Genomic DNA, 15,172 nt, shown 5'->3' on the forward strand with positions numbered 1-15,172 from the left:
ACCGAAGAGAGGTTCGTTCATGAGATTTATCGCCGTCCTGTTTTCCGTTTTGATGCTGATCGCTTCCCTGTCCCAGGCCGTCGGCCCCGCCAACGTCACCTCGAAGCAGGCCCAGGCCCTGCTGGCCAAGAACGCCAGGATGGTGCTTCTCGACGTGCGCACCCCGGACGAGTACCGCCAGGCGCACCTGAAGGGGGCGCAGCTGATCCCCCTAGGGGAGCTTAACCGCCGGGTGCAGGAGATCCCGCGCGACCGGCCGGTGCTGGTGTACTGCGCCGTCGGCGCCCGCTCCTCCACAGCGGCGAGTTTCCTCTCCTCCCGCGGCTACCGCGAGATCTACAACATGACCGACGGCATCGTCGGCTGGTACAAGAACGGCCTGCCGCTGCAGATGGGGCGCTAGCTCCCCCTCCCGGCTACTGCGCGCCAGATCCCCCCTCCCCACCCCTCCCCCTCCGGGGGAGGGAGCCCCTGCTACCCTCCCGCTTTCCCATACTCCGATAAATTCCCATCACTCCCATAATTCCCATTCACCCTCCCTCTGGTAAACTTTTGCAGTTCTTTTGGCTCAAGCTATGCAAACAGGTTCCGATAAGCCAAACGAGGGTTTGTTTGAAGGTGGAGGGCCTATGGAGGAGGAACGTAAAAACCTGGCGGCACGTCTGCTGGAGGAGGTCGACTGCGGGACGGTCTATCTCGACGCCGGCGGCAAGGTGCTGTTCATCAACCGCAGGGCCGAGGAGATCCTGCACGTCGAACGGGCCCAGGTCCTGGGGAAGCGTGTGGACATGCTGCCGCTCAGGACCCCGATCTACCGCGTGCTGAGCGAGAACGCGCAGGACGAGCCGGTGGAGGTGAGCGTCGACGGCGCCGTGATCCAGGTCCGTTCCACCCCGCTTGGGGGAGCCCCCTCGAAGGGGAACTCTTCCAGTTGCGCGACATCAGCAACGACAAGAGGGAAAAGCGCCAGCGCGAGGAGTTCGTGGCCATGATGACCCACGACCTCAAGTCCCCCCTCACCGTGATCATGGGGTACATGCAGGCGCTCATGGGGGAGATGCCCTCGAAGATGGACCCCTCGCTGCACCTCTTCGTGAAGGAGATGGACAAGAGCGCCGTCAAGATGCTCTCCATGATCGACGACGTGCTGGACGCCTACCGGCTGGAGGCGGGGCTTTTGCAGATCGACCGGCAGCCCTGCGACGCGCACGGCCTGCTGGAGGGGTGCTGCCGCGACGGCGAACGGGAGGCCGCGGTACACGGCTCATACTTCCTGAGCGAGATCTGTGACGGAATTCCGACACTCGACCTCGACGAGAAACAGATCACCCGGGTCTTCGCCAACCTGATCGGCAACGCCATCAAGTTCACCCCCAGGCGCGGCACCATCAGCGTCACCAGCACCATCGAGGACGACTGCCTGCTGGTCCAGGTCAGGGATACCGGCATAGGCATCCCCGAAACCGAACTGCCGCGCATCTTCAACAAGTACTTCCGCGCCTCGGGGGCCCAGGGTTTCAAGGGGACCGGGCTCGGGCTCACCATCAGCAAGGCCATAGTGGAGGCGCACGGCGGGAGTATCCGCGTCGAGAGCAGCGCCGGCAAGGGGAGCTGCTTCTCGGTCCTTTTGCCGCTGCGCAACGAGCGCTGCAGCTTCAAGCTCTGATTTAAGGGTTAAAGTTCCCGCCGTCCGGCGCCGATTAGGCAGTCATCGGCTCCGCCCGATGGGGCGAGCGCCCCGGAAACGAAATAAAAGCCGCCCTGTGCGCGCACAGTTAACAGCCAAGGAGGAGAACAGCATGGGCAACGTATTGATAGTGGACGATTCCTCGACCATGAGAAAGATCATTTCCCGCAGCCTGCGCCAGGCGGGGCTCGCCATCGACGACATCTACGAGGCCGGCGACGGCATCGAGGCCCTCTCCGCCATGGAGGGGAAAACCATCGACCTGATCCTCTCCGACATCAACATGCCCAACATGGACGGGCTGGAATTCATCAAGTGCGTCCGGGGCAAGGGGGTCAACACCCCGATCGTCATGATCACCACCGAGGGGGGCGAGGACATCCTCAAGGAGGCGATCAACAACGGCGCCAGCGACAGCATCAAGAAGCCGTTCACGCCGGACCAGTTGAACGAGAAGCTCGGAGGACTTTTATGATGTCCCTCAACCAGGAAATCGCAGCCGCGACACACCTGCAGGAGGCGGATCTGGCCAGCTACGTCATCAACGCCACCAAGGAGGTGTTCGAGACCATGGTGATGATGGCCCTCGAGGACAGCTATCCCCTCAAGGAGCCGGTCACCTCATTCCACTGCTCGGTCACCGGGATGGTCGGGCTGGCGGGGACCTACACCGGGATTCTCTCCATCCACTGCCCCCAGCACCTGGCCCTCAGGATCACCTCCAACATGCTGGGGATGGACGTGGACGAGGTGGGGGAGGACGTCAACGACGCCCTGGGCGAAATCGCCAACATGCTGGGGGGGTACGTGAAGCAGATCCTCTCCAAGGGGGGGCTGGACATCAACCTCTCCATCCCCACCGTGATCTCGGGCGAGGATTATACGGTCAACTCGATGGCCGACAGCGACTGCGTGATCATCCCCTTCACCAACGAGGGTGACCGCTTCCTGGTCGGCCTGAAGCTCAGGAAGGAAGTCTAGGCGGTACGGTAATGGCTGCATTCGAAAAGCTACAATCGATGCTGGACGCCGCGATGAAGCAGGCCGGCGAGGAGAGCAGCATGCTCCTCGGCCAGGCCATGAGTGTCGCGGCTTCCGACGTCCTCAACACCAACCGCAAGAGCTACCTGGGTGACGAGGACAACCCCATCTACGTGGTGGGCGTGGAGTCGCGCGAGGCGTACCCCGGCTTCTTCTACCTCCTCTTCTCGCTGGGCGACACCATCGTGATGAGCTCGATTCTCCTGGGGATCCCCGGGCCGAGGATCCAGGAGAAGCGCCGGCTCTCCATCCAGGAGCCGGACGACGTGGACGCCTTCGGCGAGATCGCCAACCAGATCATCGGCTCCTTCAACTCCATCTTCCAGCCCAACCTGCCGGACAAGGTACACCTGAAGCTCCTCCCGCCGCAGAAGTACGTCCCGGGGACGGACCCGCTCACCGACGAGCTCCCCTTCCCGGAGGGGGACTACCTGATGTACCGTGCCCCCCTGCAGATCGAGGGGCACGAGATGAACATGGTGGACATCCTGATCCCCCACCCGCTGGCCAACCTCTTCGACCCGCAGCCGGAGGAGGCTGCGGTCGAGGCGGTACCCGAGGCCGAGGCGGCGGCCGGGGAGAGCGCCGGGCCGCTTCCCTCCATCCTCGTCCTGGGGGATGACCAGGTGCGCCAGGAGCTGGTGCACGAGCTGGCCGAAAGCGGCCTCAACCTGATCGACGCGCCGCTGGGAGCGGACCTCCCCGGGCTCTTCGCCCAGGGGGACGTCCGTGCCGCGTTCATCTGCCTCAAGCAGACCTCCGACCGCGACCTGGCCATCTGCAAGCGGGTGGTCCCCCTGGTGGACCGCAGCGGCGGCGCCGTGCTCCTCTCCGCCCCCGAGTGGACCCGGACCGCGGTGCTGAAGGCGCTCAAGGCGGGGGTCAAGGGGGTGGTGATGCCCCCCTTCGCGCCGCATGAACTGGCGGACAAGCTGCAGCAGATCCTGCACCACTAGGGCCGAGTCAAAAAAACATCCCGGTGCTCCGTTTTTTTGACTGGCCCGCCTCCTTGGGCGCCTTACGGGCGCCGCGGAAAAATCCCCCCTGGATAAAGTGCCGTGGGATTGACGGGTTAGCGGGTTGACGCTTCCCGCGCCCCTACGGCATGGCTTTTGCCTTGCAGTTCCCCATGACCTTCACGCTGCGCATACCCGGCCCGGGGCTGTTCCTGGGACTCGTCACGATACTGTTCGCCTGCGCCCTCCCGCAAAGCGCCCTGGCGCAGCAGGAGAACCGCCTGTGGCGCGTCGCGGTGCATCCCCACCAGGGGTTCACCAGGGTCAACCTCTTCTTCCAGTCCCCCCCCGACTACACGCTCCGGGTCCTCCCCGGGCGGGTCAGGCTCGAGGTGCGCGGGGCCGATTCCCCGACTTTCAAGAAACTGCGTGCCCTGAACGACAGGGAGCTCGCCGGCGTCACCACCTCGGAGCTGCGCGGCGTGCTCAGCGTCTCCATTGCGGTGCGCGAGGCGGAGCCCGGGGTCCAGGTGGTCTCCTGCGCCAACCCGAGCGTCCTCTCCCTCGACGTCGGGCCGGGGGTGAAGCGGGCGGTGCGGGTGGACATCGCCCCGGGGCGTGAACCGATCCTCTCCGGCACCGAGCGTTTCGTGCGCGACTTCGACGCCGACCCCGGCGGGGTCCCCTTCGCCCCCACCGACGGGAAGGTTCTGAAGGGGCTCCTCCCCGAGGGGGAGGCGCTCCTGTTCCAGCAGGGGGAAAGCCTCCTGTACCGGGACCGGGCCGAGGAGGCGGTAAACGTCTTCTCCATGTTCACCAACAAGGGGGCGGCCCCGAAGGCGCTCGCCTCGTTCCGGCTCGGCGAGGCCCTGGAGCGGCTGGGGCGTCACCAGGAGGCCCTGTCCTATTTCCGTCAGGGGGAGGCGCTCTGGCCCCAGTACCTGGAGCAGGCCCCGGAACTCCTGCAGCCCTACTCCGACGCGCTGGCGCGGACCGGCGACTTCCCCGCCGCGCGCGCCCTGCTGCTGCGCCTCATGAACCGGTACCTCGGGACCCCGTACCAGGCCGAGCTCCTGAACCGCCTGGCCGACCTCATCGAGCGCAACGGCCAGAAGACGGCGGCCCTCGCCATGTACCGAAGCGTTGCGGTCTACGCGGCCGGGAGCGCCGCGGCCGGCAGGGCGCGCCTGAAGCTCGCCGACCGGGAGCTTTTCACGCTGTCCCGGGACCGTTACCAGGAACTTTTGGGGAAATACCGGGCGGTCTACCAGGAGCCCGGGGATCCATCCTCGCGCGACGAGGCGCTCTTCAAGATGACCCTGCTCCTCTCGCTCTACGCCTCGCCCAGGGAGGCCCTGGACACGGTCATCACCTACGACCGGCGCTACCCGCGCGGCATCTTCAGCACCATCGTCAAGAAGATGCGGGAGGAGATCCTCTTCCCGGTGTACCAGGACGCCGCGGCCGCCGGCAAGGACCAGGAGCTGGTCCAGCTCGCCCTGGACAACCGGGAGTACCTGGCCCGCTGCTTCGGCGACCCCGGCTTCGCCCCCAGGATCTCGCAGGCCTTCGAGAAGAGCGGCGCCACGGCAAAGGAGCTCGAGCTCTTCGGTTACCTGGATCAGAAGAACTGGGCCGCCGGCAGCGCGCCGTTTCTGCTGGCCCGCATGGTCGACGACGCCGTCGCCATCGGCAACGTGCCGCTGGCCGAGGCGACCGCCCGCGACTTCCTCTCCCGCTTCCCCCGTGACCGGTACGCGGGGCGGGTGCGGGAACAGCTGGGACGGCTCGCCTTCGAGAGGGGAGACCTCCCCGGCGCCGCCGCGCAGCTCGCCTTCCTGCGCGCCAAGGGGGGGACGCCCCAGCTGCCGGACAGCGAATACTACCTCGGGAAGGCGCTCGAGGGGGCCAAGGACCATGCCGGCGCGGTGCGCAGCCTCGCCCGTTTCACCCTGGCTGCGAAACGGGACAACCCGTTGCTCCCGGACGGCTACTTCACCCTGGCCACGGCCCTCGCCGCCGGCAAGGACTACCAGCGTGCGCTGGCGGCCTGCGTGGTCGGGGCGAGCGTCGCCTCCGGGGAGATGAGCGGGCAGTTCCTGTACAAGACCGGCGAGCTGCAGCTGCAGCTGGGTGAGGTGCGTCAGGCCAAGGCGACCTGGGAGAAGGGGGCCGCGACCGGGGGGGCCTGGGGCAGGCTCGCCTCGGAGGCGCTCAGCGACCTGAACTGGCGCATGAAGATCGCCGGTCAGCTCCCCTGACACTGTCAAAAATATGACCGGGCGGAGGCCCTCCGGCGTAACCTGCCGATAACAGGGACCTCCCCCGGGTGGTACGCCTTTTGCTATTGCAGCTTGGCGGCCAAGGAGGAAGAGATGCCAGTACAAGGATTATTCGGGACCACGGTGGAACTTCTGGGCAAGACCCTGGACCTGAGGGCGAAGCGGCAGACGATGATCTCGGCGAACCTCGCCAACGTGGAGACTCCGGGTTATACCAGCACCGACATCTCCTTTGAGGGGCAGCTGAAAAGCGCCCTGAAGGGGGGAAGGAAAACGGCAGCGCTGACCAACCCGCGCCACATACCGCTCAAGGGCGCATCCGCGGGCTCCCTGGAAAGGGTGCAGGGTGACGTGGTCGAGGTCACTTCCCGCAACATGGCTCCCGACGGCAACGGCGTGGAGATGGAGACCGAGATGGGGCGCCTGGCCGAGAACCAGATCATGTACAACGCCAGCGTGCAGATCCTCACCAAGAAGTTCGAGGAACTGAAGCAGGCCATAAGGGGTACCTTATAATGGACTTTTTCACCTCCATGGACATCAGCGCCTCGGCACTCGCCGCCGAGCGTACCAGGATGAACCTGATCTCCTCCAACCTGGCCAACGTCAATTCCACCAGGACCGCGGAGGGGGGACCCTACCGGCGCAAGGATGCGGTGTTCACCGCCACCCCGGTCAAGGAGGGGAACTCCTTCGGCGCGGCACTCTCCCGCGCCAACGAGGCCAAGAGCGTGCAGGTTACCCAGATCAACGAGGACCAGAGGCCCCCGCGGCTGCAGTACGAGCCGGGGCACCCGGACGCGGACGGGAACGGCTACGTGGCGTATCCCAACGTCAACGTGGTCGAGGAGATGGCCGACATGATCACGGCCAGTCGCAGCTACGAGGCGAACATAACGGCGACCAACGCGGCCAAGAGCATGGCACTGAAAACGCTCGACCTGCTGCGCTAGGTAACGGAGGTACTACATGGAAATATCGGCACTTACCAAGGTAGGCGGGCTCTCCGAGGCTTTTCCCACCCAAGAGACGCAGGGAATCCAGGGGGCGCAAAGCAACCCCACCGTCGGCTTCGGCAAGTTTCTGGAGGAGATGGTCTCCAAGGTGAACGAGCAGCAGGGCGCCGCCGACCGTTCCATCCAGGGGCTGGCCACCGGCGAGAGCAAGGGGCTGCACGAGGTGATGCTCGCGGTGGAAAAAGCCAGCATCTCGTTCCAGATGCTGACCCAGGTGCGCAACAAGGCGGTCGAGGCGTACCAGGAGATCATGAGGATGCCGGTATAAAAGGCAGCTGAATAGGTCCCCCTCCCCCTGCGGGAGGGGGTTAGGGGGTGGGGGAAGGTGCCACTTGGGATGCCGAGGGCTGCTTCACCCACCCCCCGGCCCCCTCCCGTCAAGGGAGGGGGGGATTAAAGGAAACACGGGGACACCATGCCGGAAGGGCTTAAAAAACTGCTGGAACCTTTTCTCGCTCTGTCGAACGGGAAGCGCCTGGTCGTCGCGGGGGTGGCGCTCGCGTCGCTGCTCGCCTTCGGGGCGCTGATCACGGTGGCGAACAAGACCGACTACCGCCCGCTGTTCGCCAACCTGAACAGCGACGACGCCGGCGAGATCGTCAAAAAATTGAAGGAGCAGAAGGTCCCGTACCAGATCGCCGCCGACGGCAAGGCCATCCTGGTCCCGTCGGACAAGGTGTACGACCTGAGGCTCTCCATGGCGAGCGACGGGCTGCCGCAGGGTGGCGGCGTCGGCTACGAGATCTTCGACCGCAAGAACTTCGGCATGACCGAGTTCGTGCAGAAGCTGAACTACCAGCGCGCCCTGCAGGGCGAGCTCTCCCGCACCATCTCCCAGATCGCCGGCGTCGAGTCGGCCCGGGTGCACCTGGCCATCCCGGAGAAGACCCTGTTCAAGGAGGCGGAGAAACCCGCCACCGCATCGGTCGTCCTCAAGATGAAATCGAACCGGATGCTCAGGGAAGGGGAGGTGCAGGGGATCGTGCACCTGATCGCCGCCTCCATCGAGGGGATGGACCCGGAGCAGGTGACCGTCCTGGACAGCCGGGGCAAGATGCTCTCCGGCAACACCCCCTCCGACCCGGCCAGCAAGCTGACCGGCTCCCGCCAAGAGACCCAGCGCAACTTCGAGAAGACCCAGGAGGACAAGCTGCAGTCGCTTCTGGACCGCGTGGTTGGCTCCGGCAAGTGCGTGGCCCGTGTCACCGCCAACTTCGACTTCAAGCAGGTCGAGAAATACGAGGAGCGCTACGATCCCGAGTCCGCCGCGGTGAGAAGCGAGCAGAGAAGCGAGGAGAAGGGGGGGACCACGACCACCGCCTCCGGCGTCCCCGGCGCGCAGACCAACCTCGGGCGCAACGCACCGGGAGCCCCCGGCCAGAGCGGCGGCGGCTCCAAGACCGACGAGACCTTGAACTACGAGGTGAGCCGTTCCACCGCCCGCATCATCGAGCCGGTGGGGGCGCTTTCCAAGGTGTCCATCGCCGTTTTGGTGGACGGCAAGTACGACCTCCCGGTTGGGGCGAAGCCGGGTGCCACGCCCAAGTACCAGCCCCGGACCCCGGACGAGATGCAGAAGATCGAGGCGCTGGTGAAGAGCGCGGTCGGCTTCAACGCAGAGCGCGGCGACCAGGTGACCGTGGCCAACATCCCGTTCCAGGAGACCGGCGATACCGGTGGCGAGGCCCCGAAGTGGTACGACGCTCCCATCGTGCAGGCCCTGATCAAGAACGGACTGATCGGCCTGGGGTTCCTGGCCCTGATACTGTTCGTGATCCGGCCGCTTTTGAAGACGCTGAAGAGCGAGAAGCCCGCCTCCTCCTCATTCCTCCCGATCCAGGACGAGGCCGAGAACGCCCACATGCTCGAGATGCAGAAGATCGCCCAGGAGAAGATGCGGGTGACCCAGATCGAGCTGGTGGAGAAGGTGAAACAGGACCCCTACCAGGCCGCCCAGATCCTGCAGAACTGGCTGTCGCGCAAGGAGTAGATGAGAACCATGACCTTTAGAGGTGCAGCATGACCGGAGCCGAGAAGGCCGCCATACTCCTTTTGTACCTGGGCCCCGAGGCGACCGCCAAGGTATTCGGGCATATGGATGACGGCGACATCAAGCGGATCAGCCAGAGCATGTCCAAGCTCGGCCACGTCCCGCGCGAGGAGATCGCCTCGGTGGTGGAGGAGTTCACCGACATCACCAACCCGGAGACCGGCTTCTTTTCCCAGGGTGAGGAGTTCGTCAAGAAGATCCTCGAGAAGGCCCTGGGTCCGCTGCGGGCCGAGACCCTCCTGCAGGAGATCCGCACCTCCGGTATCGGCGACATGGCCGACATCCTCTCCACCATGGACCCCCGCACCATCGCCAACTTCTTCTCCCAGGAGCACCCGCAGACCATCGCCGTGGTGCTGGCGAAGTTAAAGCCCAAGCAGACCAGCGAGATCATCGCCCTTCTGCCGCAGGAGCTGCAGGCCGAGGTGGTGATAAGGATCGCCGAGGTGGACCAGGTCTCCCCCGAGATCCTGGCCGAGATCGACGAGGTGATCCGGGTGGAGCTGACCGCCCTTGGTGGGGTGCAGCGCTTCAAGGTCGGCGGCGTCGAGAAGGTGGTGGACATGTTCGCACACCTGGACAGAAGCCGCGAGAAGAAGATCCTGGACAAGCTCGACACCATGAACCCGCCGCTGGCCGAGGTGATCAGGAAGCACCTGTTCACCTTCGAGGACATCTTCAAGCTGGACGACCGCGCCATCCAGTCGATCATGCGCGAGGTCTCCAACGACACCCTGACCCTGGCCATGAAGACCTCGGTGGACGAGGTGAAGGACAAGATCTTCCGCAACATCTCCAGCCGCGCGGCCGAGATGATCAAGGAGGACCTGGAGGTCATGGGGCCGGTGCGCCTCTCCGACGTGGAGAAGGCCCAGAGCGAGATCATCAAGATCGTCCGGAAGATGGAGGAGGAGGGGAAGGTGGTCATCGCGGGACGCGGGGCGGAAGATGTCCTCGTCTAAGATCATCAGGAAGGGGTTCGAGACCGAGGCCTACACCCTGGAGCCGCTGGGTGGCGTGCTGGTCCCCTCCGCCGGACAGGAGGTGTTCCGTCCCATCCAGCTGGGGGGGGAGGAGCCCGCTCCGGCCGAGGAAGAGGAGGAACCCGAGGCACCCCCCGCCATGATCGCCGAGGACGAGGCGCTCAAAAGGATCCAGCAGGCGCACGCCGAAGGGATGAGGAAGGGGAGGCAGCAGGCCGAGGAGGATCTCGCCAAGGTGAGCGAGGCGCTGGCCCAGGCGCTCCTCTCCACGGGTGCCCTGCGGGCCCAGCTCATGCACGACGCCGAGGAGGACCTCCTCAAGCTCTCCGTGCTGATCGCGCGCAAGGTGATGATGCGCGAGTTCTCCCTGGACCCGGGGCTCGTCGCCGGCCTGGTGCACGGCGCGGTGGAGCTTGCCGCGGACGAGGGTGAGATCGTGGTGCGGCTCAACCCGGAGGAGTACCAGGTGGTGGCATACTCGCCGCAGTTCCAGGCGCTCTCCCGGGACCGGAAGAAGATCACGCTGCGCGAGGACCCGGCGCTCGGGCCGGCGAGCTGCCTGGTCGAGACGGTGCGGGGGAACATCGACGCCGGTCTGGACGCCCAGCTCGACGAGATCATGCGCCGGCTCTCCGAGGAGAGGAACGCGCGGCGGGAGGAAGAGGCAAGTGGGGATTGATCTGGCGCGCTACATGCCGGTGGTCGAGGCGGCCAAGCCGGTCCGCTTCCACGGCAAGGTCACCCAGGTGGTGGGGCTGGTCATCGAGGGGTACTGCCCGGAGACCGCGGTGGGGAGCGTCTGCGAGGTCCATTCCGAGGGGCATCCCCCCATTCCCGCCGAGGTGGTCGGTTTCCGCGAGAACAAGACCCTGCTGATGCCGCTTGGCGAGCTGCGCGGCGTGGGACTGGGGAGCGTGATCTCGGTCCGGCGCGAGAAGGCGGCTTTGGGGGTCGGGCCCGCCCTTTTGGGACGGGTCATCGACGGGCTGGGGGAGCCGATCGACGACAAGGGTCCCATCGAGGTGGCGGACGAGTACCCGATCTACGCCCTCCCGGTGAACCCCATGAAAAGGCGCCCGATAAGGAAGCCCCTGAACCTCGGCATCCGCGCCATCAACGGTCTTCTGACCTGCGGCGAGGGGCAGAGGGTCGGCATCATGGCAGGCTCCGGCGTCGGCAAGTCGACGCTTCTCGGGATGATCGCCCGCTACACCGAGGCCGACGTCAACGTGATCGCCCTGATCGGCGAGCGCGGCCGGGAGCTGCGGGAATTCATCGAGAAGGATCTGCAGGCCGAAGGGCTCCGGAAATCGGTCGTGGTGGTGGCGACCTCCGACCAGCCCCCGCTGGTGCGGATGCGCGGCGCCTACATAGCGACCACCATCGCCGAGTACTTCCAGGCCCAGGGGAAGAAGGTGCTCCTGATGATGGACTCCGCCACCCGTTTCGCCATGGCGATGCGCGAGGTGGGGTTGGCCATCGGCGAGCCCCCCACCACCAAGGGGTACACCCCGAGCGTGTTCGCCGCGCTCCCGAGGCTTTTGGAGCGGACCGGCAACTTCCAGGGGGGGAGCATCACCGGCCTCTACACGGTACTTGTCGAGGGGGACGACTTCAACGAGCCGATCTCCGACGCCATGCGCAGCATCCTGGACGGGCACATCATCCTGACCCGCGAGCTGGCCGCGAGGAACATCTATCCTCCCATCGACCTGTTGAACAGCGCGAGCCGCGTCATGAGCGACGTGACCAGCAGGGAGCACCGGGCGCTCGCAGGGCAGTTCAAGGAGACCCTGGCCACCTACCGCCAGGCCGAGGACATGATCAACATCGGCGCCTACAAGGCCGGCAGCAACCCGAAGATCGACCTCGCCATATCCCGGATGGACCAGATGGTCGCCTACCTGAAGCAGGACGTGGCGGACCAGGTCACCTTCGAGGAGTCGATCGAGGCTCTGGCGCGGATCTTCGGGACGGGAAGTCTGAACGATTAGCGCCTCAAAAGGTGCGGGGTTTATTTTGCGGTGTGGCAAGGGGCTTGCCCACCGTAGCTTTAGCGAAGGTGGGAGGGAGTAAGCCATGGCAGGACAGGAATTCAGGCTCGAACAGGTGCTCAAGTTCCGCAAGGAAGTGGAGAAGATGCACCAGCTGGAACTCGCGGCGGCGAAGCAGCAGCACGAGAGCGCCAGGGAGCGGCTGAAGAACGAGAAGGCCATGATGGAGCAGCTGGAGCAGGAATACGCCCAGCGCCAGATGAAGGGGATCGAGGCCAAGGACCTGCAGCTTTACGGGAACTTCTCGCGCAGGAAAAGCCACGAGATCCAGCAGTTGCGGGAAAGCCTCGTGACGCTCGAGAAGGCGGTCCAGGAAAAGCGCGAGGCGCTTTTGGCTGCGGCCAAGGAGAAGAAGGCGCTCGAGGTATTCAAGGAGAAGAAGATGCGCGACCTGCGCATGGAACAGTTGAACCGCGAAAGGGCCTTCCTGGACGAGATAGCCGTGCAGGGGAGGGGGCATAAGTGAAAAAGCTGATTGGCGTGCTGGTGCTGGTGGTGCTGGCCCTGCCGCTGTTATGGAACGAACGGCAGATGTTCACCGCCCAGGCGGCGGAGGTGAAGAACCCGCCCCGGAACATGTCCAGCGAGAGCGCGGCCCTGGAGGCGAAGCGGCAGCAACTGGCGCAGAAAGAGGCGGCCCTGGCGGCCAAGGAAGCCGCCCTGAACCAGCTCTCCGCCAAGTTGGACGCCCGGGTGGCCGAGTTGAACGCGGCCAAGAAGGGGATCGAGGAGTCGCTCACCGCCAAGAAGAAGCAGGACGACGAGCGCTACAAGAAGATGATCAAGATCTACAAGGGGTTGAAGCCTGAGGAGGCGGGGACCCTGCTCAACAAGCTGGACGAGAAGATGGTGATCCAGATGCTGAACCAGATGGACCAGAAGACGGCGGTGAAGCTGATCCCGTTCATCAACCAGCCCCGGGTCCTCGAGTGGACCAGGCTGAACCTCGCCGGGAACTGACCCAACTGACATCTCTATCAGACGCCGCTTGAGGCGGATGGGAAACGGCGGCGTATCGGCGCTGCCGCAATTAAGACAAAAGGAGGTGATACGTACATGATGGTTCAAAACGCAGCATTCATTCCAGACGCCATCCCGGCCCCAGCGGCGCAGAGCGGGATGGCGACGGCAGCGGCGGCCCCCGGCGCAGGGGTGTTCCAGCAGCTGCTGCAGGGGAGACAAACCCCGGCGGAGAACACGGCACGGCCGGCGCCGGAGAAGACCCCGAAGACCTCCCCACGCCCCGCCAGGGCGGAGGAGAAAAACCAGGCAACGGAAACCCGTGGCGCGCGAGACGGCCTCCCGGCCCAGGCCACGCATACACCGGCGGCTGAAAAGGCGGCGGTGGAAAACGGCAAGCTCCAGGCCCGCAAGGCGGATCCCGAAAAGGAGACATCCGAACCGGCGCGGGACGCCGGGGCGGAGGCCACTTCGGGGAACGTTGCGCAGGCGGGGACGGAGCAGGCGGCACCGGCGATGCCGGAAGCTTCGGCTACCGGTCAGGCGGGCGATGCGGCGACCGGGACGGTCCCGGAGACGCAGCCCGATCCCAACCCGGGCCTTGTCGTGGCCATGGCGGCTCTAGAGTCGAACATGGCGGCAAGGAGCGAGGATGCCAACGCGGAAGCAGGCTCGACCGCGCTGGAAAGGCTCCAGGCCCTGCAGCAGGGCGCGCGCCGGGAACCCGCAGCGACGGGGGACGGCGTGGAGAGCGGTGCACAACCGGAGCTGCCGCAGCAGGCAGCGCCACAGCGGAACCAGCAGCAACAGACCACCACCGGCACGGCCGGTATCGCTCTCGGCCAGAAGGCGGAGCCGGCGGAGCTTTCACAGGTGGTTTACTCTACGTGCGCGACAGAAGGAGCGCAGGTCGAGAAGCCCCAGGCGCCGGCGGCGCAGGGGGGGGCGGAGCGGCAGCAAGGCCCGGGGCAACTCCCCGATGCCGCGAAAACCGCCGTCGCCCCCGGTCAGACGGTGGCAACCGCACATCTCGCGGCGAAGGAGACCGGTGCGGGGCGCTTCGTAGCCATGCCGGTCAGGAAGCAGGCGGAGCCCGCGACGGCGACCGGTCCTGCCACAACCCCGGCAACGGCCGGGGAGGAGAGTGCGCCGGCACAGCAGGAAGCGGCACTACCGCAGGACGCAACGGAGCAGGTGCAGGCGCCGACACCGGAAGCGTCAGCCGCGACAGCAGCGACAGCAGCGAAGAGCAGCGGCGCGACGGTCGCCCCGGCCAAGGCGGAGGCGGCAGCGTCGGAGCTGAAGACACAACCGGAAAAGCAGGGTGCACCGGAACAGCAGGGCGCACCGGAACAGCAGGGCGCACCGGGGCAGGCGGCGGAGCAGGCTCCACAGGCGCCGCGCAAGGACGCGCACGGTGAGGCCGTTACCGGTAAGCAGGTCCGGGAGGCGGCGCAGGCCCAGCAGGGGAACGTCTCCACTGCACCGGGAGAGGAGCTTTCCGGCACCAAGAATGCAACGACGGCAACTGCCAAGCCGGTCCCCGAAGCAGGGGCGGTGCGGGAGATGTCGGGCGGCCAAAGCGAGCAGGGACAATCGCACCAGAAGGGTGAGCAGAGCCAGAACGGCCAGATGCTCGGCGCGGGATTGACGGCGCAGGCAGCCCCTGCCGAAGTGGCGCAGGCGGAAACCAGGCAGGCGGGCGGCAAGAGCTTCCTGCACGAAAGCATCCTTTCCCAGGTGAGGGAAGGGGTGGTGACGCACGACGGCAAGGGGAACGGCCAGATGAGCATCAGGCTGAACCCGGGCGAGCTGGGAGAGCTGAAGATCCAGCTCCGCATGGAGAACAACCGGCTCAACGTGGAGGTACAGGCGGACAACCGCATGGTCAAGGACCTCCTGATGAGCAACCTCGACTCGCTGCGCGAATCCCTTTCCGGCAAGAACCTCACCATGGAAGGGTTCAACGTCTCTACCGGCGGTGGCGGGTTCAACGCCCCCCTCAACGAGGAGCGGGGCAACCAGCAGCAGCACCAGCCCCAAAGGTTCGCCAGGGGCGCAGGGTACGACGGGCAGGATGCACCCCGGGTCAATTATCTGACGGCCGAGGTCAACAACCTGCTGGACGTGAGATTCTAGAAAG

General features: G+C 65.7%; 17 protein-coding genes. All 17 read left to right on the forward strand.

Annotated elements, in window-relative coordinates:
* The first annotated feature begins 19 nt into the window (after nt 1-19).
* A complete protein-coding gene (locus tag KP001_RS17840) occupies nt 20-403 on the forward strand; it encodes a rhodanese-like domain-containing protein (protein WP_217286906.1) in 384 nt (127 codons plus the stop codon).
* A 226-nt stretch (nt 404-629) separates the two neighbouring features.
* Nucleotides 630-992, forward strand: a complete 363-nt coding sequence (locus KP001_RS22090; protein ID WP_239027817.1) for a PAS domain-containing protein — start codon at nt 630-632, stop codon at nt 990-992.
* Nucleotides 932-1,666 carry a sensor histidine kinase gene (locus KP001_RS17845; protein WP_239027818.1) on the forward strand — a complete coding sequence of 245 codons (735 nt, stop codon included), beginning with the start codon at nt 932-934 and terminating at the stop codon, nt 1,664-1,666. Before KP001_RS22090 ends, KP001_RS17845 begins: the two co-directional genes overlap by 61 nt.
* Before the next feature lie 133 nt (nt 1,667-1,799).
* Entirely contained in the window at nt 1,800-2,162 is a 363-nt protein-coding gene (locus tag KP001_RS17850) for a response regulator (protein WP_199395781.1), read from the forward strand.
* Entirely contained in the window at nt 2,159-2,668 is a 510-nt protein-coding gene (locus KP001_RS17855; RefSeq protein ID WP_404813561.1) for a chemotaxis protein CheX, read from the forward strand. Before KP001_RS17850 ends, KP001_RS17855 begins: the two co-directional genes overlap by 4 nt.
* Before the next feature lie 11 nt (nt 2,669-2,679).
* Complete coding sequence (locus KP001_RS17860; RefSeq protein WP_217286907.1) at nt 2,680-3,684, forward strand: response regulator; 1,005 nt, start codon at nt 2,680-2,682, stop codon at nt 3,682-3,684.
* Between the two features lie 173 nt (nt 3,685-3,857).
* A complete protein-coding gene (locus tag KP001_RS17865; RefSeq protein WP_217286908.1) occupies nt 3,858-5,945 on the forward strand; it encodes a tetratricopeptide repeat protein in 2,088 nt (695 codons plus the stop codon).
* A gap of 114 nt (nt 5,946-6,059) precedes the next feature.
* On the forward strand, nt 6,060-6,482 hold the full coding sequence (gene flgB, locus KP001_RS17870; protein ID WP_217286909.1) for a flagellar basal body rod protein FlgB: 423 nt from the start codon (nt 6,060-6,062) through the stop codon (nt 6,480-6,482).
* Nucleotides 6,482-6,919 (forward strand): flagellar basal body rod protein FlgC, encoded by a 438-nt coding sequence (gene flgC / locus KP001_RS17875; protein WP_217286910.1) that lies wholly within the window; start codon nt 6,482-6,484, stop codon nt 6,917-6,919. Before flgB ends, flgC begins: the two co-directional genes overlap by 1 nt.
* 16 nt (nt 6,920-6,935) lie before the next feature.
* A complete protein-coding gene (fliE, locus tag KP001_RS17880; protein ID WP_217286911.1) occupies nt 6,936-7,250 on the forward strand; it encodes a flagellar hook-basal body complex protein FliE in 315 nt (104 codons plus the stop codon).
* Between the two features lie 147 nt (nt 7,251-7,397).
* Nucleotides 7,398-8,972 (forward strand): flagellar basal-body MS-ring/collar protein FliF, encoded by a 1,575-nt coding sequence (fliF, locus tag KP001_RS17885; protein ID WP_217286912.1) that lies wholly within the window; start codon nt 7,398-7,400, stop codon nt 8,970-8,972.
* 29 nt (nt 8,973-9,001) lie between these two features.
* Nucleotides 9,002-9,994 carry a flagellar motor switch protein FliG gene (gene fliG, locus KP001_RS17890; RefSeq protein ID WP_199395774.1) on the forward strand — a complete coding sequence of 331 codons (993 nt, stop codon included), beginning with the start codon at nt 9,002-9,004 and terminating at the stop codon, nt 9,992-9,994.
* A complete protein-coding gene (locus KP001_RS17895; RefSeq protein ID WP_217286913.1) occupies nt 9,981-10,694 on the forward strand; it encodes a FliH/SctL family protein in 714 nt (237 codons plus the stop codon). The genes fliG and KP001_RS17895 overlap by 14 nt, the downstream gene beginning before the upstream one ends.
* 13 nt (nt 10,695-10,707) lie before the next feature.
* Nucleotides 10,708-12,009, forward strand: coding sequence for a flagellar protein export ATPase FliI (fliI, locus tag KP001_RS17900; RefSeq protein WP_217289645.1), 1,302 nt, complete (start codon nt 10,708-10,710; stop codon nt 12,007-12,009).
* Between the two features lie 85 nt (nt 12,010-12,094).
* Nucleotides 12,095-12,535: a flagellar export protein FliJ gene (gene fliJ / locus KP001_RS17905; protein ID WP_217286914.1), complete on the forward strand. Its 441-nt coding sequence runs from the start codon at nt 12,095-12,097 to the stop codon at nt 12,533-12,535.
* A complete protein-coding gene (locus KP001_RS17910; RefSeq protein ID WP_217286915.1) occupies nt 12,532-13,029 on the forward strand; it encodes a MotE family protein in 498 nt (165 codons plus the stop codon). Before fliJ ends, KP001_RS17910 begins: the two co-directional genes overlap by 4 nt.
* Before the next feature lie 96 nt (nt 13,030-13,125).
* Nucleotides 13,126-15,168, forward strand: a complete 2,043-nt coding sequence (locus KP001_RS17915; RefSeq protein ID WP_217286916.1) for a flagellar hook-length control protein FliK — start codon at nt 13,126-13,128, stop codon at nt 15,166-15,168.
* Nucleotides 15,169-15,172: the final 4 nt, after the last annotated feature.

The sequence above is a fragment of the Geomonas subterranea genome (assembly GCF_019063845.1).
Taxonomy (GTDB): domain Bacteria; phylum Desulfobacterota; class Desulfuromonadia; order Geobacterales; family Geobacteraceae; genus Geomonas; species Geomonas subterranea.